The sequence below is a fragment of the Pseudarthrobacter sp. 01T43 genome (genome assembly GCF_056398665.1).
The window spans coordinates 314,377-338,298 of record NZ_JBFTPV010000001.1 but is presented as its reverse complement, the minus strand read 5'-3'; the positions used below and the strand labels follow the sequence as shown (position 1 = coordinate 338,298).

Below are 23,922 nucleotides of genomic sequence, written 5' to 3'. Positions count from 1 at the left end.
GCCCTTGCCTGCCTTGCCGGCTGAGTCTTTGAGTTCGGCCTTGGCGAGGTCGACTTCCTGGCGCATCAGGGTGGACAGGTCGCGGGTGACTTCACCGAGCAGCTCACCCAACGAGGTGTTATCGGCCTTCACGTGCGCCGCCGACGCGGGAGGCTCCGGAAACTGGCTACTCATCACAGCCTGCCAGTCTGGCCGTCCGCGGAGCGGTCCCGGGTCAGGGAGTCGGTGGCGAGTGGATCATCGGCGAATGCCCGGTCGCCCAGGGGGTCGTCCGCGACCGGGCTGCCCGGCCATGGCTCCTCCGCAAGCCGCGGGCTGTCCAAGGGACTGGCGGGACGCGGCAGGTCACCGTAGCTGCTTCCCGGTGCACCGCCGTCGAACCCCGCCGTTGTGACGGCAGGGCCGGGCAGTCCGACCGGCGGCGGCGGGACTGTGCCGCCAGCCGACGGCGTGTAGCCGCCCGGGCCGGCGCCGTATTGACCGGCCGCTTGCCCGGCCGCGCCGTATTGACCGCCGGACCTGCCCGTTGCGGACTCCGGCGCACCTGCACTCAGGCTGCGGGTGAGCCGTCCGGCGAGGACTCCGGCGCCGGCGGCCAGAAGCAGGAACGTTCCGGGGCGCTGCCGCGCGAAGCCCTTGACTTCGTTCAGCAGGGATCCGGGATCCCGGCCGTCAAGCCAAGCGGCAACTGAGGAGGAACGCTCTGCAGCCTGGCGCACGAGGTCCGAGGCCACCCCGGGCTGGTCCGAGGCCCGCGCCATGGCGTGCAGTTCGTCCGAAACTGAGCGCAGGCCATTGGCTACCTTCTGCTGCTGCGCGCCGGCCTGGTCAGTGAGGTCGCTGCGAGCCTGGTAAAAAAGGTCCTTCGCGTTAGCCTTCGCCTCGGAGGCAACATTGGCCGCTTCCGTCTTGGCGGTTTCGGCCACGCTGTGGGCCGAGTCAGCCGCTGTCCGGGCGACGTCTGCCGCCTCGTCCCTGACAGCGTCGGTGCGTGACCCGCCGAGGCCATCGCCCGTCTGCGGGGTGGTGGCAGGCGGTGCTGTGGGCGGTGTCGAAAATGCGCCCGTTGTGGCGGCCGAGGGGAAGGTGCTGGCGCTGCGTTCTGCAGTGAAGCTGGATTCTTCTGTGGAGCCGGAAAGGCCCGGAGGAACCGTATATGCCTGGTCCTCGGGTCGTTGGTTCTCTGTCATCTTCGCTCTCTCTTTCCAAAGAAGGCCGGTTGCTGATCAAGAACAGCCATGCTGGCCGTAAAATAGTAAGCATGGTTACTAATGGAACATAAGTACCCTTGCTAATTATTTTCAAACGGGTAACCGTCAGCGGGTCCGAAGCGCCGGCCATTCCGGCAGTGCGGGCCCGGTCGAAGCAAATGGAAAGTGGTGGGTAGCTTGGACATTGCACCTTGGATTTGGGTTGTTGTTGGCATTGTTGTGGTGGTACTTCTCGTCGTGTTCCTGGTGACAGGCCGTCGACGTCGGGCAATGGAGCAGAAGCGGGACGAGGCGAACCGCGAAAAAGCCGCCGAAATGCGCCGGAAGGCGGAGGCGGTGGAGCTCGACGCGCGTGAGAAGGAGGCGCGGGCGAGCCGTGCCCGCGCTGACGCGGAGCAGGCCCAGGTTGACGCCGCGCGGCTGAAAGAGGAAGCCGAGCAGAAATCCGGTGATGCACGATCCCTCCGTGAGGAGGTGGCCAGGCATACCGAAAAGGCCAACGCAATTGACCCGGATGTTCGCGAGAATGACGACACGGGCCGGGGTGTGGGTCCGGATGCGCACGCCGATGCCCGTTTGGATGCCGATGCGCGCGTGGGCCAGGACGCAGGCTTTGGCCGGGACCGGAACGTGGTCCGGGGTTCAAGCGCCGATGCCCGCATGGAAGAGCCCGAGGGCGCCGGCAGCGGTACTGCACCAGCTGAACCGCACGCCGAAGACCCCGCAGCCGACGCCCGCCGGGCCGAAGGCGACGCCCGCCGGGCCGAAGGCGACGAACGCGTCCAGGCTGAGGAGCTTCGGCGGCCCCGCGAGCGTACCGATGGCGACACGCCGCGCTCCGGAATCTAAGCTCCTGAATTAGCCGGGACCATTTTCCGGTTCCCCGCGGGGCGGCTGGCGGGCTCGCCGGCCAGCCGCCCGCCGGGCCCCACGCCTGGGGACATTTGTTTTATCGGGAGGCTTATGGTTTCCTACTGCTAAGTCTTGCCACAGGCTTTCGGACCAACACCCGGAGGCGCTGAGAATGCCCGAACTACTCGCCGAGATTGCCCGAGGTACCGCTGCATCCCGACTGCCATCTGCCGAGGGGGACAGGCCCCGGGAAGCGTTTGAGAACGGGCTGGTCCTGGACTATCTGGATCTTGCTGAGGCACTCGCTGCACGGTTCGAAGCCCGCGGCCGCGAACGCGCGGACCTCAACCAAGTGGCCTACCTTGGCCTCGTAAAGGCGGCGAAGGGCTTCGATCGGAGCGAAGGTGAAAGTTTTCCCGCTTACGCTGCCCCCACCATCACCGGCGAACTGAAAAGGTACCTGCGGGACCGCAGCTGGATGGTCCGGCCGCCGCGGCACATCCAGGACCTGCGCTCGAGGCTTTACCGCGCCGAGCCGGAGCTGGCCCAGGTCCTCAAGCGAAATCCCACTGTCTCCGAACTTGCCCTGCATCTGGAAGTGAAGGCCGGTGAAGTGCGGGAGGCTATCAACGCGTCCAGCAGCCTCCATCCTGACTCCCTCGACGCTGTTCCGCCCCAGCATGGTGCGTTGCCGACGTCGGAGGTTCTGGCTGGTTCAGACGTTGCCCTTGAACGGCTGGAGGAGCTCTCCTGCCTGCGCGGTGCCCTGCAGGAGCTTGGTCCAGCAGACCGGGAGCTCCTGTACCGCCGGTACTTTTGCGAGGAAACGCAGGTGCAGCTTGGCAAAAAGCTCGGCATGACCCAGATGCAGGTATCGCGCCGTCTGGCCCGCGTGCTGATGGGCCTGCAGCGGCGGCTCTCGGACAGTTGCTCACCGGCCAGAGATTTGGGGTGAACAACTAGGGTTGAAGCATGACTGAAGCGGCACACGGATAATGGCAAAGCGCGGTAAGCCAGGCGGGAGGAACAGCAGCCAGCGTTCGACCGCGGGCGTCGTCGAAGTGCCCAAGGGCACCCGCCCGGACGGCCCCGTCGAGGGTGTCTACTACATCGACACCGGCGACTGTGAGCTCATCGCCGACCAGGACAACTCCAACGGCTGGCTCCTGAAGATCAATGGTGTGATGAGCTCGCACATCGACCTTGCCGATCCGCTGTTCCTCGACTTCGAGTACATGCGCTGGATGGCCGCGCTCATTGAATCCCGCTGGCCGACGAAGGCAGGCGGGTCCAAGGCAAACGGCGGGCCCGGGACGGAAGTGCCGGCAAAACTGCGCGGACTGCACTTGGGCGGGGGCGCCTGTTCCCTGGCGCGGTATTTCCACACCGCGTACCCGGACGCCCGGCAGGTGGTGGTCGAGCTCGATGGAAAGCTGGCCGAGTACGTCCGTGGCTGGTTCGACCTCCCCAAGGCGCCGCTGCTCCGGCTCAGGGTGGGGGAGGCCCGCGAAGTCACCGAGACACTTACGGCGGACACCCGCGATTTCATCATCCGCGACGTCTTTGCCGGATCGTTGACACCGCGGCCGCTCACCACGGCCGAGTTCATCGAGCACATCAAACGCGTGCTCGCGCCGGGCGGCATCTATGTGGTGAACTCCGGCGACGCCCCGGACCTGAAAAACGCCCGTGAGGACGCCGCCACCATCGCCGCCGCGTTCGAGCACACCCTCATCATCGCCGATCCCGCGATGCTCAAGGGCCGCCGCTACGGCAACATGGTGATGGCCGGCAGCGACACACCGCTGGACGGCGATCCGCAGCTTGCCCGCAGGCTCCTGGGCGGCGCGGTCCCGGCCCATATTTGGGACGATGCCCAGGTCCGCGCCTTCGCCGCCGGTTCCCCGGTGCGCCACGACCCGCCCGCCCCATCGATTGATCCCCACCGGCCCCCTGGCCTCACAAGCTCGGCCAGGTAACCCTGCCGGCGTGGGCCCTCGCCCTTTTGGGGCGTGAAAAGGGCCGTTACGGAGCAACCGATGGCGGCTTTCCCCTGCCCAGCAGGAACTCGCGGTGCGCGGCAGTCTGGTCCCGCAGTGCCTGGACGACGGCGGCCACCGCCGGTCGGCGCATGGAGTCCGGCCGCAGCACCATCCAGTAGGGGAGCAGCTCCGCGAAATCGTCGGGGAGCAGCCGGACCAGGTCGTTATGCAGGTCGCCCATAAAGCAGGGCAGGAATCCGATACCGGCCCCGGCGCGCGTGGCTTCCACATGGACAAAAACGTTGGTTGACGTCAGGCCGTCGCGCATGGCCGGAACCAGCCGGCGGGGCGCATCGAGGTCATCCACCTGAAGCATTGAATCCACAAAATAGACGAGCGGATGCTCCGTCAACTCGGCCACGCTTGAAGGGGTCCCATGCTCAGCCAGGTAGCCGCGTGAGGCATACATTCCCAGCATGTATTCGCCCAGCCGGACGGCCTCGGCCCGGTGGACCTGCGGTTCGCCCACCACTACCTCGATGTCCAGGCCGGAGCGCTGCTGCAGCGCCCGGCGGGTCATGGTCACCACCTCCACGGCGAGACCCGGATGGTCCCGGCGCAGCCGGGCCACGGCAGGTGCCGCGATGTACGCGCTGAAACCGTCAGTGGCCGTCATGCGTACGACGCCGGCAACCGGGTCGGGTGCCTTGCCCGCCGGGCCCAGTGCGCTCACCGCCGCTTCTACCTGTTCGGCGACGTGCACCGCTTCCGTGCCCAGCTCCGTCAGTTCCCAGCCGCCCGCGGCCCTGGCCAGGACCCGGCCGCCCAATGCTTTTTCCAGCGCGGCTATCCGGCGGGAGACGGTGGTGTGGTTCAGGCCCAAAGCCTGCGCCGCCGTCGTAAATTTGGCTGAGCGGGACACCGCGAGCAGGACCAGTAGGTCATCGGGGTTGGCGTTCATATCTGCAATTGTGCACATAGTCGGTGCTGCATTGGCCATTGAATGCGCAAGTTTGTGCAGTAATACTCGATGGAGCCATTAGTGCTGTGGATCACAGCGCGTGTCAAAGTGGACACTAAGGAGAAACTCATGAGCGTAGAGCAGCGCTCGGCAGACAATGCCGCCGGACCCGCACCCAAGGGATCCGGCCTCAAGAAAATCGTGGCCGCCTCGATGGTGGGCACGGTGGTGGAATGGTACGAATTCTTCCTCTACGCCACCGCGGCAACCCTCGTCTTCGGGAAGTACTTCTTCCCACCCACCGGCAACGAACTGGACGGCATCATCCAGGCGTTCATCACGTACGCTGTGGGGTTTGTGGCCCGTCCGCTGGGTGGCATCGTGTTTGGCCAGATCGGCGACAAGCTCGGTCGCAAACCCACCCTGCAGCTGACCATCGTGATCGTTGGCGTCGCCACGTTCCTGATGGGCTGCCTCCCCGGCTTCGCCGACATTGGTTACGCGGCACCGGCCCTGCTGGTAGCCCTGCGCTTCATCCAGGGCTTCGCGCTCGGCGGTGAATGGGGCGGCGCCGTGCTGCTCGTGGCAGAACACAGCCCCAACAACAAGCGCGCCTTCTGGTCCAGCTGGCCCCAGGCCGCAGTTCCAGTCGGTAACCTGCTCGCAACGCTGGTGCTGTTCATCATGTCAACCACGCTGAGCCCGGAGGCGTTCCTCGGCTGGGGTTGGCGCGTGGCCTTCTGGCTCTCCGCAGTGATCGTGTTCGTTGGCTATTACATCCGTACCCACGTCACCGAAGCCCCCATTTTCCTCGAAGCCAAGGCCCTCGTGGAGAAGGAGCAGGCTGTTAGCTATGGCGTTTTCGAGGTGGTGCGCAAATACCCCAAGGGCATCCTGCAGGCCATGGGACTTCGCTTCGCGGAGAACATCATGTACTACCTGGTGGTCAGCTTCGCAATCGTCTACCTCAAGAGCGTGCACAAGTACGACACCTCCTCGCTCCTGCTCGCACTGCTGATCGCCCATGTGATCCACTTCCTGATCATCCCGCAGATTGGCCGGCTCGCGGACGCCGTGGGACGCAAGCCCGTCTACCTCATCGGCGCGATCACCGGTGCGGCCTGGCCGTTCTTCGCCTTCCCGATGTTCGACACCCGCAACGCCGTGGTGATTGTCCTCGCCGTGACCATCGGCCTCTGCCTGCATGCCTTTATGTATGCCGGCCAGCCCGCCATCATGGCTGAGCTCTTCCCCACCCGGATGCGCTACTCCGGCGTTTCGCTGGGCTCGCAGGTCACGTCCATCTTCGCCGGTTCCCTGGCTCCGCTCCTGGCCACCCAGTGGCTCAAGGACACCGGCTCCTGGGTCCCCACGGCCATCTACCTGGTGGTGGCCTGCGCCATCACCACGGTGGCGGTGCTGAGCCTGAAAGAGACCAAGGGCATCGCGCTGGAGGATGTGGACAAGGCCGACGCCGCCCGAGAGGGACTGCTCCCAAGCAGCTCACGCTGAGCTGCTTGAGCAGCCCTCACCGCGACGCCTGATTCAAATGCACACGATGGGAACCGGAATGGAAAACACACTGAACGGCCGCAAGGCAGTTGTCACGGGCGGCGCCAGCGGGATCGGTGCCGCGTGTGTCAGGGAGCTCGCTGCCCGCGGGGCGAAGGTGGTGGTTGCCGACGTCGATGCCGCCGGCGCTGCGGCACTCGCCGACGAAGTGGGCGGCACCTCCTGGGCCGTTGATCTGCTGGACGTGGAAAAGCTCGGCACCCTGAGCCTGGACTGCGACATCCTGGTGAACAACGCAGGGATCCAGCGGATCAGTCCCATCGAGGAGTTTGACCCCGTGGAATTCCGCCGGATCATCGCCCTCATGCTGGAGGCGCCGTTCCTGCTGATCCGGGCTGCCCTGCCGCACATGTACGCCAATGGGTTCGGGCGCATCATCAACCTGTCCTCGGTGCACGGAATCCGGGCTTCCCCGTTCAAGAGTGCGTACGTATCCGCCAAGCACGGCCTGGAAGGGCTGAGCAAGGTGACGGCGCTTGAGGGCGGGGAGCACGGAGTCACCTCCAATTGCGTGAACCCTGGCTATGTCCGGACCCCGCTGGTGGAGAAGCAGATCACTGACCAGGCCAAGGTGCACGGGATCCCTGAATCCGAGGTGCTGGCCAAGATCATGCTCACCGAGTCCGCCATCAAGCGACTGGTGGAACCGGCCGAGGTGGCGGCCCTCGTGGCCTGGCTGGCGTCCGATCACGCTGCCATGGTAACAGGCGCCAGCTACACGATGGACGGCGGCTGGTCGGCCCGCTGACAAGTCCCGTTCCTGCAGTCCGGCCCGCTTGCTTTGGTCCACCCCGCTGAGGTGGGTCCACTGCAACCACCGCCACCTGAGGCAGCTAATCCTGCGGCCTCAGGTGGCGGTGGTCGTAGTAGAACACTCCCGCCGCGGCGCCGAGCTCCACCGACGGTCCGCATTGGGACATAACGATGCCTTCCCGACGGCCGTTGAACGGATCGTCGCCCACCACGGCATCGCCCACCCGATAGGGGGACCTCGGGCCGAAAGCCGTGAGCGCCCGGCTCCAGGCGCGGGCGATGAGCGTGGAAAGTTTGACGGGCCTGCCCATACTGGCCATGTCCTGAACATGTGCTTTCACCATGCGAACCACTCCTTGAAGCGGCGTGGAGCCGCCTGCTGCGGTGCGGTAGCCGGAAAGCTCCCAGCAGAGGATGGTCCTCCAATTCCTGGCTGGCACCTTAGAAGAACGCTAAGCGCTATTCACACCAGTCACACCAGTAACATGTACTCGAATATTTGAAGGGCTGGTACCTAGGTAATTTGCAGGGCCTTGATGCGGTCCGCCGGGGCCGTGGAGCCCGAGGGCGGCCGGGCTTCCTCAGCGCCGCGTCTTCAGGATTTCCTCGGCATTGACATAGGCCCAGGCCACGAGGGGAACGAGCAGGGCCGTCAGTTCGTAGCCGCGTTCCGTGAGGCTGTAGTCCACGCGGGGCGGAATGACAGGTTGGGCATTGCGCAGCACCAGACCGTCAGTCTCAAGTGTTTTCAGGGTCTGCGCCAGCATCTTCTCGCTGATGCCTTCGGCCCGGCGCCGCAGTTCGCTCCAGCGCTGTTCACCTTCGGAGAGCGATACCAGAATAAGAACTCCCCATTTACTGGTGATGTGGTCGAGTACCGTCCGGCTGGGGCACCCTGCCGGGAACACGCCGTCGGCAAAGCCTGCGGGCAGGTGGACCGGAAATGTCTGCGCTTTCATGCACCTAACTTACCAAAAGGTGAGTACCTTACTTAAAAGTGCGTACCCTCTGGTGGGAAGTATTTGGCGAAAAAGCTGGTTGTGCACGGTGACCCCCTTGCAGATGGTGAAAGGAACCACCCATGAGCATCGTTATTACCGGAGCAACCGGACAGCTTGGCCGCCACGTCGTCGAAGCCCTCTTGGAGCGCAACGTCCCGGCTGCGCAGATCGTGGCCGCTGGCCGCTCCACCGGGAAGCTGGCCGACTTTGCAGCGCGAGGTGTACAGCTCAGGGCGATGGACTACACGGACGCCGCTTCGGTGGCCAAGGCGCTCGAAGGCGCCACCAAAGTCCTTCTGATTTCCGGCAGCGAGGTGGGCAAGCGGGTTGAGCAGCACCGCACCGTCATCGAGGCCGCCAAGGCCGAGGGTGTGGAGCTCATCGCCTACACGAGCATCGCCAACGCCGATACCACCGGGATGAAGCTGGCCGCTGAGCACCAGGCCACCGAGGACCTCCTCAAGGGCTCCGGAGTTCCGTTCGCCCTCCTCCGCAACGGCTGGTACCTCGAAAACTACACCGAACAGCTGCAGGAAACGCTCGCTCAGGGCGCCCTCGCCGGCAGCGCCGGCGAAGGAAAGGTCAGCGCAGCCTCCCGCCAGGACTACGCCGAGGCTGCCGCGGCCGTACTCGTTGCCGAAAACCAGGCCGGCAAGGTCTACGAGCTCGGCGGTGACCAGGCCTTCACGCTCACGGAACTTGCCCGTGAAATCAGCTCGGCAGCCAACAAAACTGTGGAATATCAGGATCTTCCGGCCAGCGACTACGCAGGTCTTTTGGCCGGCTTTGGTGTTCCGCAGGCCTTCGCTGACATCCTGGCTGACTCGGACCTCGGCATCGCCCGGGGCGACCTCCTTGTCAGCGGCTCGGACCTCCGCCAGCTGATCGGCCGGCCCAGCACCCCGATGCCGGCAGCCGTCCGATCGGCCCTCGCCGCCGCCTCGGCGGCAGCGTAACGCCAACGCTCTCTCACTAGATGCGGCACATCCACGAACGCTCTATCACTCTCCTCAAGAGAGTGATAGAGCGTTCGGTTTTAACCCGCATTAAGTGCGAGAGCGTCGGGTGGTTGTTCGGATCCGTGAGCCGTGAGCCGTTTGCCTAGCGGGCTGCGGTGACCACCGGCAGCGGTGAGGTCTCATCCACCAGTTCGGCCCGGCGTCGTCCGTTCCCCTTGACCCAAAGGCGGTAGGCGAGAACCAGCAGCCCCAGCCACACGGCGCCGACGTAAAGCGCCACGCGGGTGTCCTCGAAGGCGCCCAGGATGCCGATGACCAGCGCCATGAATGCGATGGTGATGATGGACGCCGCGGGCCACCAGGGCGACGGGAAATCCGACGCCGGCAGGCCCTTCCGGGCGATCTCCCGCTTCATGGCCACGTGCGAGGCGAGGATCATGACCCACACCCAGACGGTGGCGAATGTGGCAATTGAGGCGATCACGATAAACACGTCCTCGGGAATCACGGCGTTCAGCACCACTCCCACCAGCAGGATGCCGGCCATCATGACTACCGTCATCCACGGCACGCCATGGCGTGAAACCTTGCCGAAGACAGCTGGCGCGTGGCCCTGGCCGGACAGCCCGAAGAGGATGCGGCCGGCACCGAAGATGTCGCTGTTGATGGCGGAAAGGGCTGCGGTGATCACCACGGCGTTGAGGATGTGTGGCGCTGCCGGGATGCCCAGGCCGCTGAAGATCTGCACGAAGGGGCTGCCGCTGGTGCCGATCTCGTTCCATGGGAAGAGGCTCATCAAAATGCCGAGCGTCAGGACGTAGAACAGCAGGACGCGGACGGGCACGGTATTGACTGCCTTGGGGATGACTTTCTTGGGATCCGCGGCCTCGCCTGCTGTGATGCCGAGGGTCTCGATGCCGCCGAAGGCGAACATCACCACGGCGAACGAGGCCAGGAGCCCTTCAAAGCCATGGGGGAACATCCCGCCGTGTTCCACGAGGTTGCCCAGTCCCGGCGCCACGCTCGAACCGCCGGCCTCGAAACCGAAGGCGATAATCGCCGCACCGCCGGCAATCATGGCGATGATGGCTACGACCTTGATCAGCGAGAACCAGAACTCCAGTTCCCCGAACACTTTTACGCTGAGCAGGTTCAGGGCAGCCAGGAAGAAGATAATGGCCAGGACCCAGATCCAGCGGTCCACATCGGGGAACCAGAAGCCCATATAGATACTGAAGGCTGTCACGTCGGCTATCGCCACGATCGCCATCTCAAAGACGTATGTCCAGCCGGTCACGAATCCGGCCAGCGGCCCGAGATAGCGGCTGGCGTACTGGCCGAAGGACCCGGAAACGGGGTGGCGCACGGCCATCTCACCGAGCGCCCGCATCACCATGAATACCGCTGCGCCGCCGATGATGTACGCGAGCAGGACCGCCGGGCCTGCCTTCTGGATTGCGGAGGCGGAGCCGTAGAACAGTCCTGTGCCGATGGCCGAGCCGAGTGCCATAAAACGGATGTGCCGGACGTTCAGTCCGCGGCTCAGGGTACCGCCCAGGACGCGTCCGACGGCGGTGTCCGGCGCGCTCTTTTCGGCTGGGTGCGCACTGTGGCTGGTTTCCTGGCTGGCGGCGCTTGGTGCTTGCTGCATACAAATACCTTCTCGTCATTGGGGAGGGGATCGGTAACCAGCAGACCATTTTCGAGCCCGACGTGATGAGCCTCACGGGCGCTTGGTGTCTTCGATCTCAGACTGGGCGGGTTTGGCTCGGAGCCGCTGATGCGCAGTGTCCAAAACTATTGACACGATGTAACGCTTTCTTTACATTAGAAATGTCAGCTTTGTTTTACATCTGGACCTTTTGGGTTGGATCGTGGCAGGAGCGGAAATGTCCTTCGAAGAGAAAAGTGCTTGGATCTTGGGGGCCGCGGCCGTCTCGTCCTACGGCGTCTACCTGGTGATCATTCTTGGCCTCGCCGGCACTACGGCCCTGGCTGAGGTGCCCTACGTTGCGCCACTCCTGTGGACTATCGGGGCTTCCATTGCGGCGTCCATCGCGCTACATACGCTGATCGGCATGTTCTCACCCCGGGACGCTGGAAAGAAGGACCAGCGGGACAGGGAGATCTACCGGTTCGGTGAGTACATCGGCCAGTCCTTTTTAGTGGTTGGGGGAGTGGCCGCGCTGCTCATGGCGATGGCCGAATGGGAACACTTTTGGATCGCCAACGTTATCTACCTGGCGTTTGTGCTATCCGCGATCCTGGGTTCAGTGGCCAAGATCGTCGCATACCGCCGGGGGTTCCAGCCATGGTGAAGCCAACACGCGTCACCAATTCGATCCGCCGCCTGCGGTTCGAACGCGCCGAGATGACGCAGGCCGAACTTGCCGAACGGGTGGGTGTCACCCGCCAGACCGTCATTGCCATCGAACAGGGCCGGTATTCGCCGTCCTTGGAAATGGCCTTCCAGATCGCCCATGTCCTCAGCGTGAAGCTCGAGGACGTTTTCCAGTACCCGCACCATGAAGGAGAAGCATCATGAGAGCTATCGTGCAGGACATATACGGAGATTCCGACGTGCTGGCGCTGCGGGACATTCCCCAACCGGTCCCTGGCAGCGGCGAGGTGCTCATCAAAGTGAGGGCGGCCGGCGTCGATCAGGGCGTGTGGCACCTGATGACCGGGCGGCCGTATCTGGTCCGTCTCTTCGGTTTCGGGCTCAAGAAGCCCAAGGTGCCGGTTCGCGGCAGGGAGGTGGCGGGCGTCGTCGAGTCCGTTGGCGAGGGAGTGACCCGCTTCCAGCCGGGCGATGAAGTGTTTGGTACCTGCGAAGGGTCCTTCGCCGAGTACGTTTGCGCGAAGGAGACGCTGCTGGCCCTTAAACCTGCGAACCTGACGTTCGAGGAAACGGCGGCTGCTCCCATCTCCGCTGTCACGGCACTTCAGGCCGTGCGCGACGCCGGGCAGGTCAGCGCCGGTCAGAAAGTGCTGGTCATTGGCGCGGGCGGGGGAGTGGGATCGTTCGCCGTGCAGATCGCCAAGTACTTCGGCGCAGAGGTCACCGGTGTATGCAGCACTGGCAAAATGGACCTGGTCCGGTCGCTCGGTGCTGATTACGTCCTGGATTACACACGGGACGATTTTGCCCGCGGCGGTCTTCTGTATGACGTCATGATCGATACCGCAGGCAACCGGCCGCTGTCCGTCCTGAGGCGCGCGCTCGCGCCGCAGGGGACGCTGGTGATCGTCGGGGGCGAAGGCGGCGGGAAAATTACCGGCGGCTTTGAGCGCTCCATGGTTGCGCCGCTGGCCTCCCTCTTCTCCGGCCAGAAGTTCAAGGGGCTGATCGCCAAGGAAAACCACGAGGACCTCGAAGCGCTCACGGCCCTGTTCGAGGCTGGCCGAGTGAAACCCGCCGTGGAGAAGGTCTACCCTCTCGCGGAAGCCCCGGCCGCCATCGCGTATCTGCATGAGGGGCACGTGCGCGGCAAGGTGGTTGTCCGGGTCTAATGGCCCTGCCAGTTTGGCCGGAAGTTATCCACATAGGCCATCTGGTGCGCCGTGATTGTCAGCGCCTCGCAGGATGATATGGGTATGGACAACACGGCAGTTGCAGAGGTTCTGGAGGTCATCGCGGCCTCTGCTTTGCAGATGGCCGGGGTGCTCCGCGGGACGGCCGTGGATCCGGCATATTGCCAGACAGCCGGCCCGGCTGATGGGCCGCCAGCGGCTGGCTCTTCGGTGGCGGATGTGGATCCGGTGCGTTGGCAGGCTGAGATATGCCTGGCGGTCCTGTCCGGGAGCGCAGGGATGGAAGCCATGATCGCTGCTGTGAAGGTCCATGCTGCCAACGGCTATGACCAAGCTGCCCAGGTGATCGCGGGCCCCGTCACCTCTCCGCAGGAGCAGACCGCCCAGGAGATGAGCACCGTGGCAGAGGTCGCCTGCGTCCTGACCGTCAGCGAACGCACCGGCAGCGCGCTGCTTGGAGAGGCGCACCGGCTCACCACCACGCTGCCCTTGACCCTGGCCGCCCTGGCGGCAGGAACCATTTCGTGGCAGCATGCCCGGATCGTGGTCGATGAAACCCTCAACCTCGATCACGCCGGTGCGGCAGCCCTGGAAGCGCACTTCCTGGACCCGGACGCGCCTATCCCGGCACGGGGCCCGGCCGGTGAAATGGTCCCGTCCCGGTTCCGGGCCAAAGCCCGCACCTGGCGCGAACGGCACCACCCGGACAGCATCGAAAAACGCCACACCCGGTCCGCCGTGGACCGGCGCCTGGAGTACTCACCCGACCGGGACGGGATGGCCTGGCTTTCGGCCTACCTGCCCGCGGACACGGCGGCCGGGATCTGGGAGCGGACCACCACCGCGGCCCGGGCACTGCAGGGCCCCACCGAGTCCAGGACCCTCACCCAACTCCGCGCCGACACCGCAGCGGCCTGGCTCCTCGGCGGACAAGCCGGCCTGGTCCCGTCCCCGAAAGCCCAGGTCCTGATCACCGTGCCGGTGTTCGCACTCATGGGCCTGACCGACGAGCCCGCCATGTTGGACGGGTACGGTCCCATCCCGCCATCGATGGCCCGTACGCTCGTTGCCGATGGTGCGGAGTCCTTCCACCGCGTCCTGACCGACCCCCGCGACGGGGCACCCCTGGAGATCGGGAGGTCGAGTTACCGGATCCCCACCGCCATGCGCCAATGGCTCCGCCTACGGGGCGGCAAATGCCCCTTCCCCGGCTGTTCCAACCAGTCCCTGGACAACGAAGCGGACCACGTCCTTGCATGGGCCAAAGGCGGCACCACCGGAATCTCCAACCTCGGCCAACCATGCCGCAAGCACCACCGGCTCAAACACACCACGCCTTGGACACCCGCAGAAGCCACCCAGGACAAACCACCGGGCTGGATCTCACCGTCCGGCCGCCACTACACCAGCGAACACCCCGACTGGGAACCACCCCACTGGCCGCAGCAACTGAAAGAGCCGCCGGGATCCACCGCGGGTATCGGGAGAGACCAGGAATCGGCAGACCACGGACGGGTACTCAAGGAAGCGACGAGCCAGGAGTGGACTGCCACGGAACCGACAGTCCACGGACGCGCAGATCAAACGCACGCCTACCAACGGTCTGCCGCTGCCCAGGATGGAGGCGCCCCACCCGAAGACCCAGTTGATGACGAGTCCCACCCGGGCTGGGTGTCACGCCTCACGGCAGGGATGCGCTCAGTCAATAGGCAGGGACCCGACCTCAGGGCGCGAAGGTGAGACTGCGCTCCGTGGTGGCCGCTTCGAGAATCCGCAGGGCCTTCGGGCCGACGCCGTGCATGGCAAGCAATTCCCTGCGGCCCAGCTTGGCCACTTCGGCCAAGGAAGTGATGCCCGCACGGAGGAGGGCACTGTTGGCAGGCCTGCCAATCGGGGGCAGATCCCCGATCTGCGCGGGAACGTCGTGGGTGCTCATGCTTTCCTCGCCGCAGCTTCGATGGCGGCACGGTGCGCGCGCCACTCTTCGGGGCTGCGCACGGTGAGGTTGGGGTCCGCTGCGCGTTGGCCGGCGGTGCCGTCGATGAGTTCGCGCAGGATGTCCGCGTGACCGAGGAGGTTGTCCCGCCGGACGCGCAGATAATGGTGCAGCGTGTCTTTTTCGTCCATAGCGGGACTCTACCGAACTGTTCCAAGCTCCTCCTTGGACTTGGGATTCCAGCGAGTCCGATTAGTCAGGCCCAGTAGCGCATAGTCTGGTATACCGGACACTGACCATGTCCGATGCCGCATGGATTCCCGGCGGGTGTCGCAAGCTTAAGTACGGTATCCCGGACAGCGGGCGACGACGACGGCGACACATGGGAGAAATGCGGTGGCAGATACAGGGGCAAAGGTGACGTCCAAAGTCCCCGCTGCCGAGAACACCCTTCGCATCCTCAAGCTGTTGGCATCGAAACGTGGTCCCATGGCGGCGTCGAGCATCGCCACATCGCTGGGACTGCCGCGTTCCAGCGTTTACCACCTCTTGGGTGTGATGGAGGCGAGTGGGTTTGTCCTCCATCTGCACGAGGAGCAGCGGTACGGGCTGGGCATCAGTGCCTTCGAACTGAGCTCGGCGTATTCGCGGCAGGAGCCGCTCTCACGCTTGGGCCGGCCGCTGCTGGCCTCGTTGGTGGACGTGATCGGGGAGAGCGCCCACCTGGCGGTGCTCCATGGTCGTGACGTGCTGTACATCGTGGAGGAGCGGGCCAAGAACCGCCCGTCGCTGGTGACAGACGTCGGTGTCCGTCTTCCCAGCCACCTCACCGCCAGCGGGCGCGCCATCCTCGCGGCACTGCCGAAGTCGCAGGTGCGCGCACTCTATCCGAACGCCGCAGCCTTCACCGCGCGGCATGAGGTGGCGGGCGCCATCATGAAGTATTCAGCACTGTCCTCCCACTTGGACCAGGTCCGGCAGCGCGGCTACGCCACCGAACATGGCGAAGTGACGCCAGGCTTCGGTTCCATCGCGGCCGCCGTCACAGATCACGTTGGGTGGCCTACCGCGGCCGTGGCTGTGACGTTCCTGGAGGACAAGTTGCCGGCCGACCAGTGGCCCGCGCTGGCCGCCCGGGTGCAGAAGGTGGCGGACGAACTCTCGGTCCGAATTCACGGCCGGCCGGGCAAGTAAACCCTCACCCAACTGGATAGCAGCAGATGTCTCTTTGAGCGCCCAATACGACATCTGCTGCTACTTAGTTGGGGCAGCGGTTCGTCTGGAATCCCGGACACCACCCCTTCCAGGGCCCTGTTTGACCGCTCCCAAAGGGGCTTTAGTAGATACAGAACCTCTTCCCTAAAGCATCACAACGAGAAGGAGCCCCCATGGCACCCGCCGATTTCACCACCGGTGCCCGCCCGGTCAAAGCTGCCCGCGGCACCAAGCTCACAGCCAAGAGCTGGCAGACGGAAGCCCCGCTGCGCATGCTCATGAACAACCTGGACCCGGAGGTCGCTGAACGCCCGGATGACCTGGTGGTCTACGGCGGCACCGGCCGGGCCGTCCGCAGCTGGGCCGCGTTCGACGCCATCACCCGCACCCTGGAAACCATGGAAAAGGACGAGACCCTCTTGGTCCAGTCGGGCAAGCCGGTGGGGGTTTTCCGCACCAACGAATGGGCGCCGCGCGTCCTGCTTGCCAACTCCAACCTCGTCGGCGACTGGGCCAACTGGCCCGAATTCCGCCGGCTCGAGGCCGAGGGCCTGATGATGTACGGCCAGATGACCGCCGGGTCCTGGATCTACATTGGCACCCAGGGCATCCTGCAGGGCACCTTCGAAACCTTCGCCGCGATCGCCCGCAAGCTCACCGGAGACGAGGATGGCACGCTTGCCGGCACGCTCACCCTGACCGGCGGCTGCGGCGGCATGGGCGGCGCCCAGCCGCTCGCCGTCACGCTGAACGACGGCGCCTGCCTGATCGTCGACGTCGATGAAAACCACCTGCGCCGCCGCGCCGGCAAGCGCTACCTCGATGAGGTGGAAACCGATCTCGACGCCGCCATCGCCAAGGTGCTCAAGGCAAAGCAGGAGCGCCGCGGCTGGTCCGTAGGGTACGTCGGGAACGCTGCCGAAGTCTTCCCGGAGATCCTTCGCCGCCACAAGGCCAGCGAGCTGACGGTGGACATCGTCACGGACCAGACCTCCGCCCACGATCCCCTGTCCTACCTGCCCGAAGGCATCTCGGTAGGGGAATGGCACCGCGAAGCCGAGGTCGACCCGGAAGGCTTCACCAAGAAGGCGCAGGCCTCCATGGCCAAGCACGTTCAGGCCATGGTCGAGTTCCAGGATGCCGGCGCCGAGGTCTTTGACTACGGCAACTCCATCCGGGATGAGGCCCGCAAGGGCGGCTACAACCGGGCCTTCGAATTCCCCGGATTCGTCCCGGCCTACATCCGCCCGCTGTTCTGCGAGGGCCTCGGCCCGTTCCGCTGGGTGGCACTCTCCGGCGATCCCGAAGATATCCGCGTCACCGATGAGGCCATCAAGGAACTGTTCCCGGAGAACAAACACCTGCACCGCTGGATTGACGCAGCACAGGAACGCGTCGAGTTCGAAGGCCTGCCCGCCCGCATCTGCTGGCTGGGATACGGCGAACGCGCCAAGGCAGGGCTCCTGTTCAACCAGCTCGTCAAGGAAGGCAAAGTAAAGGCCCCCATCGTGATCGGCCGCGACCACCTCGACTCCGGCTCCGTCGCCTCCCCGTACCGCGAAACCGAAGCCATGGCAGACGGCTCCGACGCGATCGCCGACTGGCCCATGCTGAATGCCCTGCTCAACACCGCATCCGGCGCCACCTGGGTGTCACTGCACCACGGCGGCGGCGTTGGTATCGGCCGGTCCATCCACGCCGGCCAGGTTTCCGTCGCCGACGGCACCGACCTGGCTGCGGAGAAGCTCGAACGCCTCCTCACCAACGACCCCGGCATGGGCGTCATCCGCCACGCCGACGCCGGCTACGACCGCGCACTGGAGGTCGCCAAGGAACGCGGCGTCCGCATCCCGATGAACGAAACCCCGTAACCAAGGCCTAACCCCACATCGGTTGCTCCGTAACTGCCGTTTTGAGCCACCAAAAGGGCAGTTACGGAGCAGTCGATGAGAAAAGAAGCAGGAATCATGACCATTACAGCCAACGCCCCAACCCACGAACCGCTCACCGTCACCCTCGGCTCCAGCGGCGTCACGCCAGAGGATGTCGTCGCCGTCGCCCGCCACAATGCGCAGGTGACCATCGCCCGGGATGCCCTCGAGAACGTCGCCAAAGTCCGCGCCCACATCGACGGCCTGGCCAACAGTGAGACGCCCGCCTACGGCATCTCCACCGGCTTCGGCGCGTTGGCAAACCGACACATCCCGAACGAGCTGCGCACCCAGCTGCAGAAGTCCCTGATCCGCAGCCACGCCGCCGGCATGGGCCCCGCCGTCGAGCGCGAGGTGGTGCGTGGCATCATGTTCCTGCGCGCCAAGACCCTCGCCTCCGGCCGCACCGGCGTCCGCCCCGTGGTGCTCCAGACCATGGTGGACGTACTCAACGCCGGCATCACGCCCGTGGTCCGCGAATTCGGTTCGCTCGGCTGTTCAGGCGATCTGGCGCCGCTGTCCCACTGCGCGCTGGTGCTGATGGGCGAGGGCGAGGCGGTAGGACCCGACGGCGTGACGTACGGCGGGCGCGGCGAACAGCCTGTCGCAGTACTGCTCGCCGAACACGGCATTGAGCCGGTGACCCTCGCCGAAAAGGAAGGACTGGCGCTGGTCAACGGCACTGAGGGCATGCTCGGCATGCTCCTGATGGCCATCGCGGACATCCGCAAACTGCTGACGACGGCGGACATTACCGCCGCGATGAGCGTCGAGGCGCTGCTGGGTACAGACCAGGTGTTCCTGCCGGAGCTGCACGCGGCCCTGCGCCCGCACCCCGGCCAGGCTGCGAGTGCGGACAACATGCTGCGGGTGCTTTCCGGGTCGCCCATCGTGGCCTCGCACCGCGTCGGGGACTCGAAAGTCCAGGATGCTTACTCGCTCCGCTGTGCGCCCCAGGTGGCCGGCGCTGTCCGGGACACCGTGGACTACGCCGCGCTGGTGGCGTCCCGCGAACTCGCCGCCGCCATCGACAATCCGGTGGTCCTGCCTGACGGGCGTGTCAGCTCCAATGGCAATTTCCACGGTGCCCCGGTGGCCTACGTGCTCGACTTCCTTGCCATTGCCGTGGCGGACCTGAGTTCCATCGCCGAGCGCCGCACGGACCGCATGCTGGATCCCGCCCGGTCCCACGGGCTGCCGGCCTTCCTGGCTGCGGATCCGGGTGTTGATTCCGGCCTGATGATCGCGCAGTACACGCAGGCGGGGCTGGTATCTGACAACAAGCGGTTGGCCGTCCCGGCGTCGGTGGACTCGATTCCGAGCTCAGCGATGCAGGAGGATCATGTTTCCATGGGCTGGCACGCCGCGCGCAAGCTGCGCAAGGCCGTGGAGAACCTCCGCCGGGTCCTGGCAATCGAGCTGGTCACCAGCGCACGCGCCATCGATATCCGCACCCAGCTGTCCGGTGGCGAGCTCCTTCCCGGCCCGGCCGGTACTGCCGTTATCGGTGTCCTGCGCGAGCACGTTGAGGGCCCAGGCACCGACCGGTTCCTCTCGCCGGAACTGGAAACCGCTGACCGTCTGGTGGCGTCCGGGGACTTCATTGCGGCTGCCGAATCTGCGGCTGGAGTTCTTGCCTAAGCAGGAATATTCTTCGGTCTCAGCTGACTTTCCGGTCCAATGCTGAAATATGGTGCAACACGCACATTTCCGGTCCGGGAACTGTAGTAGAACTGAAGATGTAATAAAAGTCACATCAACGAAGCTGTGACGGAACGTATACAAAGGGGTAGAAGTTCAAATGAAAGCACGTGGGGCCGTCCTGTCGAGACGCAACGCACATTCGACCATCGTCTCGGACTGGGGAACATTCCGGGCCGGGGACCAGGTTGAGATCATCAAGCACGCTCATGTCATTGCGGCGGGCGAGGTTGAGGAAGTATCTCAGAGCGGGAATGTGTTGTGGCTCGTGCCGGCCGGGCCGTCAGAGGAGCAACTCTTCCTGAAATCCGACGGCGTGCAGGTTCGGCGAAGCTGACCCTGAACGCAAAAAAGTCCCTGCCGCCCGGTCTAATCGGGAGGCGGGGACTTTTTTGTCAGTGGGGGGTTGAGTTAGGCCGCGATAGCTTCGTACGTCTGGCCGAACGGGACTGACTCGTCCAGTGCAACAGTAAAGCGTCCGGGGCGCAGCCGGGTCACAAGGATGCCACAGGCTGAGTCCTTGGCAGTGTCGATCAGGGTGGCAACAGCGTTGTCCAGTCCTTCGTGCATCTCCTCGGCAGTGGCAAACTGCAGGTCGAGGGACCGGGTGTCTGAGGCCTCGTTGGCCGCAACGGCGGTCAGGGGGCGTTCCAATATTGCTGTAGTCATACCTTCAAGTATACCGGGCTGATCCGGAGATGTCAGATGACTGCTATCTGAAGCGGCTGGGCGCCAAAAAACCGAAGCTTGTTCGCAGGACCCCGCTTGGATGGTGCGGATTCTCGAACAAGCTTCGGCCTGGAGGTGGAGGTGGAGGTGGAGGTGGAGGTGGAGCTGGAGCTGGAGCTGGAGCTTCGTGGCTGGAAGCTGCGCCTAGCGGCTGGCAGTTGCCGGCTCTCAGCCGCCCGCGGGCGCCTTCACCGCCAGGACTGGACAATCGGCTTCGAGCAGGATGCGCTGCGACGTGCTCCCCATGATCAGTTTGCCCACTGGGGTACGGCGCCGCAGGCCGATCACGATCAGTTCCGCGTTGTGCTCCTCGGCCGCGTCCAGGACCTCTGCTGCTGCGTCGTGGCCGCGGACGGGCTGCCTGATGACGTAGTCGATCCCGTGCGACGTCAGGCGTTCTTCGATGCCCTGCATCTCGTTTTCCTGCGCGTACCGGTTATCCACCAGGGCATCGCCCTTGGAGGAATTGATGACCAGCAGGGTCGCGCTCCATTTCCTGGCCTCCGCGATGGCCTGCGTCAGCGCTGCTTCGCCCTCAGGGGTGGGGACGTATCCCACGACGATCATCATGATTGCTCCTTCTTCTCTGTATGCCCGGACCCGCGGGAGACGCTGTGGGCGGCGGCGGCGGCGTCGGTCGGTTCGGAGGCGTCCAAGTTCGCCGGCAGCAGCGCAGGCATGGCTGCCGGACGGCTCCGGCGGATCAGTCTGAGCACCAATGGCCATAGCAGGATGAGCGCCACAATGATGAAGATTCCGACGGCGATCGGCTCGCCCCAGAGCCCGGCAGGGTCGCCGGCGCTCAGCTGCAGCGTCTGGCGAAGCTGCTTTTCGAGCCGCGGGCCCAGAATGACGCCCAGGATGAGCGGCAGGACTGGGAGCCCGAAGCGCCGGCTGTGCAGTTGGGCACGTCCCGGGTGAGCGCCCGCCGGTACCTTGAGTACCTGAACGATGAAGGGGTGCTGGCGGTCCGGCTGAAGTACGGCGTGGGCCGGCCCGAGCGGCGCTACGTGCTGAAGGCTTAGCCGGACAGAGCCCGGCCGCTTCGCTCAGCGAAGCAGCGTATTCACCAGCCGGGCCGCAACCTTGGCGGTGCGGCTGTCGATGTCGAACGCGGGGTTCAGTTCCGCCACGTCCACGTGCAGGAGCTTGCCGCTTTCGGCCACCTGGCGGCAGACGGCGCTGACTACGGGCAGCGGAACGCCGTAGGCGGCGGGCGCGCTCACGCCGGGGGCAACTGACGCCGGCAGGACGTCAAGGTCGATGGTCAGGTACAGCACGTCAACGCTGTCCAGGAACTGCGCAACGAAATCGTGCGCCCGTGCGCCCGTGCAGTCCTCATCCGGCAAGAATTGAACGCCCAGCTGTTCGGCTGTGGCAAAGAGCGCCCGGGTGTTGTTCGGCTCCGAAATTCCGACGACGGCGTACCGGAATTCGCGCCCCGCGGCGGCTTCCGCGTGGGCCATCTGGAGGAACGGCGTTCCGGAACTGGGAACAGGTTCAGCGCGGAGGTCGAAGTGCGCGTCCAGGTTCAGGATTCCCAACCGCCGGCCGCCTTTGACCGCCTCGGACGCTGCCACCCCCAGATAGCTGGCGTAGGCGGTTTCGTGTCCCCCGCCCAGCACCACGGTGAGCCTGCCGGCGTCGAGCATGGACGCAACAGCCTCCCCGGCCCGGGTCTGGCCAGCCTCGAGGGAGCCGTCCGCAACCACGATGTCGCCGGCGTCGGACACGCTGCGGCCAAGGTGGAACGCGAGCGGACCAAGCGCAGCCCTTATGGCTGCGGGGGCTGCTGCCGCTCCGGTGCGGCCCTTGTTGCGGCGGACGCCTTCATCGCTGGCGAAGCCCAGGATCACGGCAGAAGCGGGGCCAGAGTTGACGGGCAGGTCAGCGCCGGGGACGTCTCCGGGCGCATACGGCGAAACCGCCTGCCACCAGCGGCGGTGTTCGGTGCCGTCGCCGTCGAACCTCCCGGTCCAGGGCTGCGGCGGGACATCAACGGAGAGCGCGGGAGAAACCATGCCCCTAGCTCACCGCAGCCCGGCCCGGAAAACCAGCAGCGCCGTCGTGGTCCTGTCCGGAATCCCGGAAACCTACTTCATGCCCAGGGCGGCCTCGATGGGTCCCACGGCGAAGAACAGCAGGAAGGCGGCCGCCACGGCCCACATGAGCGGGTGGACTTCCTTGACCCGGCCCTGGACTGTTCGGATGATGACGAACGCAATGAACCCGGCACCCAGGCCGTTGGCGATCGAGTAGGTGAACGGCATCAGGGTGAAGGTCAGGAACGCCGGGATGGCGATTCCCCAGTCCTGCCAGTCGATCTTGCCCACCTGGGAGACCATCATGAACCCGACCACCACCAGGGCGGGAGCCACGGCTTCGAACGGGACGAGGTTGATCAGCGGGGTGAAGAACATGGCCACCAGCAACAGCAGTCCGGTGACGATCGAGGCGAGGCCCGTCCGGGCGCCCTCGCCGATGCCGGCGCCGGATTCGACGAAGATCTGGTTGGAGGATACGGAGGCGCCGCCGCCCGCGATAGCACCCAGGGCGTCAATCTGGAGTACCCGGTCCACGTTGGGGATGTTGCCGTCCTTATCGATGGTGCCGGCCTCCGTGGCCAGGCCCACCATCGTGCCCATGGCGTCAAAGAAAATGCTCAGCAGGATCACGAAGGCAAGGAGGGCAGCGGCCACGACGCCAAGGCGCTCAAAGGCGCCGAAAGGGTTGGCCTTGCCGATCAGGGACAGGTCCGGGGCGGCCCATCCGGTGAACTTGGGTGCCACCAGTGACCAGCCCTGGGGGTTGAAAGGCTTACCCGGCTGAATGCTGGGGCCGATGTGGAGGCTGACTTCCAGGATCACGGACAGGACGGTCGACGTGATGATGCCGATCAGGATGGCGCCCTTGACCTTGCGGACCACCAGGGCAATGGTGAGGATCAGGCCGAAGACGAACACGAGAGTGGGCCAGCCCAGGAGCTTGCCGTCGAAGCCCAAGCCGACCGGAACGGTGGTGCCGGCGACATCGGGGATACGGCGCACGAAGCCGGCGTTTACCAGCCCGATCAGGGCAATGAACAGGCCGATGCCGACCACGATTGCCGTCTTCAGCCCGTCCGGGACGGCCTTGAACACCGCGGTGCGGAACCCGGTCAGCACCAGGATCAGCATGGTGACGCCGGAGAGCATGATGAGGCCCATCATGTCCGGCCAGGTCAGGCCCGGGTTGGTGGCCACGGTGACGGCGGCGAAGGCGTTGACGCCCAATCCGGTGGCCAATGCGAAGGGGTGCTTAGCCCAGGCCCCCATCAGGATGGTGAGGATGCCCGCTATGAAGGCGGTGGCAGCCGCAACGGCAGGGAAACCGAGGGTGGCCCCGGAGGAATCGGGTCCGCCGAGAATCAGCGGGTTCAGCACCACGATGTAGCTCATGGCGAAGAACGTGGCAAAGCCGCCGCGGATCTCGCGGGAAAGGTTGGACCCTCGCGCGGAAATCATGAAGTACCGGTCCAGGGCAGAGCCTTGCTTAAGCATTAGTCCTCCGGGGAAAGTGTTGTGGGGATACTTGAATCCTAAAGGG

At 65.2% G+C, this 23,922-nt stretch carries 26 protein-coding genes and 2 pseudogenes; 15 read left to right on the top strand and 13 right to left on the bottom strand.

Translation table 11 applies throughout. The features are described 5' to 3' along the window. Together AC1DIM_RS01595 and AC1DIM_RS01590 are read right to left on the bottom strand one after the other, a co-directional pair. On the bottom strand, positions 1-174 hold a 174-nt coding region (locus tag AC1DIM_RS01595; RefSeq protein ID WP_477708750.1), incomplete at its 3' end, for a phage holin family protein. After that, complete coding sequence (locus AC1DIM_RS01590) at positions 174-1,190, bottom strand: hypothetical protein (RefSeq protein ID WP_477708731.1); 1,017 nt, start codon at positions 1,188-1,190, stop codon at positions 174-176. The genes AC1DIM_RS01595 and AC1DIM_RS01590, both read right to left, overlap by 1 nt. Before the next feature lie 198 nt (positions 1,191-1,388). On the opposite strand from AC1DIM_RS01590, the gene AC1DIM_RS01585 reads away from it, so the two are divergent. From AC1DIM_RS01585 to AC1DIM_RS01575, 3 genes are all read left to right on the top strand, one after another. Continuing rightward, on the top strand, positions 1,389-2,060 hold the full coding sequence (locus AC1DIM_RS01585; RefSeq protein ID WP_477708730.1) for a hypothetical protein: 672 nt from the start codon (positions 1,389-1,391) through the stop codon (positions 2,058-2,060). 175 nt (positions 2,061-2,235) lie between these two features. Beyond that, positions 2,236-3,018, top strand: a complete 783-nt coding sequence (locus tag AC1DIM_RS01580) for a sigma-70 family RNA polymerase sigma factor (protein ID WP_477708729.1) — start codon at positions 2,236-2,238, stop codon at positions 3,016-3,018. Positions 3,019-3,058: 40 nt separating this feature from the next. Further along, on the top strand, positions 3,059-4,042 hold the full coding sequence (locus AC1DIM_RS01575; protein WP_477708728.1) for a spermidine synthase: 984 nt from the start codon (positions 3,059-3,061) through the stop codon (positions 4,040-4,042). A 46-nt stretch (positions 4,043-4,088) separates the two neighbouring features. On the opposite strand, the gene AC1DIM_RS01570 is transcribed toward AC1DIM_RS01575, so the two are convergent. Next, positions 4,089-5,006, bottom strand: a complete 918-nt coding sequence (locus AC1DIM_RS01570; RefSeq protein ID WP_477708727.1) for a LysR family transcriptional regulator — start codon at positions 5,004-5,006, stop codon at positions 4,089-4,091. A gap of 129 nt (positions 5,007-5,135) precedes the next feature. On the opposite strand from AC1DIM_RS01570, the gene AC1DIM_RS01565 reads away from it, so the two are divergent. Both AC1DIM_RS01565 and AC1DIM_RS01560 read left to right on the top strand, forming a co-directional pair. Then, entirely contained in the window at positions 5,136-6,518 is a 1,383-nt protein-coding gene (locus AC1DIM_RS01565; RefSeq protein ID WP_477708726.1) for an MFS transporter, read from the top strand. A gap of 58 nt (positions 6,519-6,576) precedes the next feature. Then, positions 6,577-7,326: a 3-hydroxybutyrate dehydrogenase gene (locus AC1DIM_RS01560; RefSeq protein ID WP_477708725.1), complete on the top strand. Its 750-nt coding sequence runs from the start codon at positions 6,577-6,579 to the stop codon at positions 7,324-7,326. Between the two features lie 85 nt (positions 7,327-7,411). On the opposite strand, the gene AC1DIM_RS01555 is transcribed toward AC1DIM_RS01560, so the two are convergent. Both AC1DIM_RS01555 and AC1DIM_RS01550 read right to left on the bottom strand, forming a co-directional pair. Further along, positions 7,412-7,675: a hypothetical protein gene (locus AC1DIM_RS01555; protein ID WP_477708724.1), complete on the bottom strand. Its 264-nt coding sequence runs from the start codon at positions 7,673-7,675 to the stop codon at positions 7,412-7,414. Between the two features lie 237 nt (positions 7,676-7,912). After that, positions 7,913-8,290: a winged helix-turn-helix transcriptional regulator gene (locus AC1DIM_RS01550; RefSeq protein ID WP_477708723.1), complete on the bottom strand. Its 378-nt coding sequence runs from the start codon at positions 8,288-8,290 to the stop codon at positions 7,913-7,915. Between the two features lie 122 nt (positions 8,291-8,412). On the opposite strand from AC1DIM_RS01550, the gene AC1DIM_RS01545 reads away from it, so the two are divergent. After that, a complete protein-coding gene (locus AC1DIM_RS01545; RefSeq protein ID WP_477708722.1) occupies positions 8,413-9,288 on the top strand; it encodes an SDR family oxidoreductase in 876 nt (291 codons plus the stop codon). A gap of 145 nt (positions 9,289-9,433) precedes the next feature. Here the strand turns inward: AC1DIM_RS01545 and AC1DIM_RS01540 are convergent, their stop codons facing one another. Next, a complete protein-coding gene (locus tag AC1DIM_RS01540; protein ID WP_477708721.1) occupies positions 9,434-10,942 on the bottom strand; it encodes an amino acid permease in 1,509 nt (502 codons plus the stop codon). A 238-nt stretch (positions 10,943-11,180) separates the two neighbouring features. Here AC1DIM_RS01540 and AC1DIM_RS01535 point away from each other — a divergent pair, with 238 nt between their 5' ends. From AC1DIM_RS01535 to AC1DIM_RS01520, 4 genes are all read left to right on the top strand, one after another. Then, positions 11,181-11,609: a hypothetical protein gene (locus AC1DIM_RS01535; protein ID WP_477708720.1), complete on the top strand. Its 429-nt coding sequence runs from the start codon at positions 11,181-11,183 to the stop codon at positions 11,607-11,609. Then, entirely contained in the window at positions 11,603-11,836 is a 234-nt protein-coding gene (locus tag AC1DIM_RS01530) for a helix-turn-helix transcriptional regulator (RefSeq protein ID WP_477708719.1), read from the top strand. The genes AC1DIM_RS01535 and AC1DIM_RS01530 overlap by 7 nt, the downstream gene beginning before the upstream one ends. After that, a complete protein-coding gene (locus AC1DIM_RS01525; protein WP_477708718.1) occupies positions 11,833-12,804 on the top strand; it encodes an NAD(P)-dependent alcohol dehydrogenase in 972 nt (323 codons plus the stop codon). The genes AC1DIM_RS01530 and AC1DIM_RS01525 overlap by 4 nt, the downstream gene beginning before the upstream one ends. 84 nt (positions 12,805-12,888) lie before the next feature. After that, the gene (locus AC1DIM_RS01520; RefSeq protein ID WP_477708717.1) at positions 12,889-14,565 is read left to right on the top strand and encodes an HNH endonuclease signature motif containing protein; all 1,677 of its coding nucleotides are present in this window, start codon (positions 12,889-12,891) and stop codon (positions 14,563-14,565) included. Here the strand turns inward: AC1DIM_RS01520 and AC1DIM_RS01515 are convergent. Continuing rightward, entirely contained in the window at positions 14,549-14,761 is a 213-nt protein-coding gene (locus tag AC1DIM_RS01515; RefSeq protein ID WP_477708716.1) for a helix-hairpin-helix domain-containing protein, read from the bottom strand. The genes AC1DIM_RS01520 and AC1DIM_RS01515 overlap by 17 nt on opposite strands. Continuing rightward, the gene (locus AC1DIM_RS01510; RefSeq protein WP_477708715.1) at positions 14,758-14,952 is read right to left on the bottom strand and encodes a hypothetical protein; all 195 of its coding nucleotides are present in this window, start codon (positions 14,950-14,952) and stop codon (positions 14,758-14,760) included. The genes AC1DIM_RS01515 and AC1DIM_RS01510 overlap by 4 nt, the downstream gene beginning before the upstream one ends. 205 nt (positions 14,953-15,157) lie before the next feature. On the opposite strand from AC1DIM_RS01510, the gene AC1DIM_RS01505 reads away from it, so the two are divergent. The 4 genes from AC1DIM_RS01505 to AC1DIM_RS01490 all read left to right on the top strand — a co-directional run bounded on the left by AC1DIM_RS01505 (position 15,158) and on the right by AC1DIM_RS01490 (position 19,945). Then, positions 15,158-15,955, top strand: a complete 798-nt coding sequence (locus AC1DIM_RS01505; RefSeq protein ID WP_477708714.1) for an IclR family transcriptional regulator — start codon at positions 15,158-15,160, stop codon at positions 15,953-15,955. Positions 15,956-16,149: 194 nt separating this feature from the next. Beyond that, positions 16,150-17,847, top strand: a complete 1,698-nt coding sequence (hutU, locus tag AC1DIM_RS01500; RefSeq protein WP_477708713.1) for a urocanate hydratase — start codon at positions 16,150-16,152, stop codon at positions 17,845-17,847. Positions 17,848-17,943: 96 nt separating this feature from the next. After that, positions 17,944-19,548 carry a histidine ammonia-lyase gene (gene hutH, locus AC1DIM_RS01495; protein WP_477708712.1) on the top strand — a complete coding sequence of 535 codons (1,605 nt, stop codon included), beginning with the start codon at positions 17,944-17,946 and terminating at the stop codon, positions 19,546-19,548. Between the two features lie 160 nt (positions 19,549-19,708). Next, on the top strand, positions 19,709-19,945 hold the full coding sequence (locus tag AC1DIM_RS01490; protein ID WP_477708711.1) for a hypothetical protein: 237 nt from the start codon (positions 19,709-19,711) through the stop codon (positions 19,943-19,945). Between the two features lie 74 nt (positions 19,946-20,019). On the opposite strand, the gene AC1DIM_RS01485 is transcribed toward AC1DIM_RS01490, so the two are convergent. From AC1DIM_RS01485 to AC1DIM_RS01475, 3 genes and pseudogenes are all read right to left on the bottom strand, one after another. Then, positions 20,020-20,277, bottom strand: a complete 258-nt coding sequence (locus AC1DIM_RS01485) for a hypothetical protein (protein ID WP_477708710.1) — start codon at positions 20,275-20,277, stop codon at positions 20,020-20,022. A gap of 228 nt (positions 20,278-20,505) precedes the next feature. Beyond that, a complete protein-coding gene (locus AC1DIM_RS01480; RefSeq protein ID WP_477708709.1) occupies positions 20,506-20,907 on the bottom strand; it encodes a universal stress protein in 402 nt (133 codons plus the stop codon). Further along, positions 20,904-21,230, bottom strand: a pseudogene (locus AC1DIM_RS01475) (tripartite tricarboxylate transporter permease); the annotation flags it as partial. The pseudogene AC1DIM_RS01475 and the gene AC1DIM_RS01480, both read right to left, overlap by 4 nt. On the opposite strand from AC1DIM_RS01475, the pseudogene AC1DIM_RS01470 reads away from it, so the two are divergent. After that, positions 21,231-21,362: pseudogene (locus AC1DIM_RS01470) on the top strand (two-component system response regulator); the annotation flags it as partial. It lies immediately after the preceding pseudogene. 24 nt (positions 21,363-21,386) lie between these two features. On the opposite strand, the gene hutG reads toward AC1DIM_RS01470, so the two are convergent. Next, positions 21,387-22,358 carry a formimidoylglutamase gene (hutG, locus tag AC1DIM_RS01465; RefSeq protein ID WP_477708708.1) on the bottom strand — a complete coding sequence of 324 codons (972 nt, stop codon included), beginning with the start codon at positions 22,356-22,358 and terminating at the stop codon, positions 21,387-21,389. Positions 22,359-22,430: 72 nt separating this feature from the next. Continuing rightward, positions 22,431-23,876, bottom strand: coding sequence for an NCS2 family permease (locus AC1DIM_RS01460; protein ID WP_477708707.1), 1,446 nt, complete (start codon positions 23,874-23,876; stop codon positions 22,431-22,433). Positions 23,877-23,922: the final 46 nt, after the last annotated feature.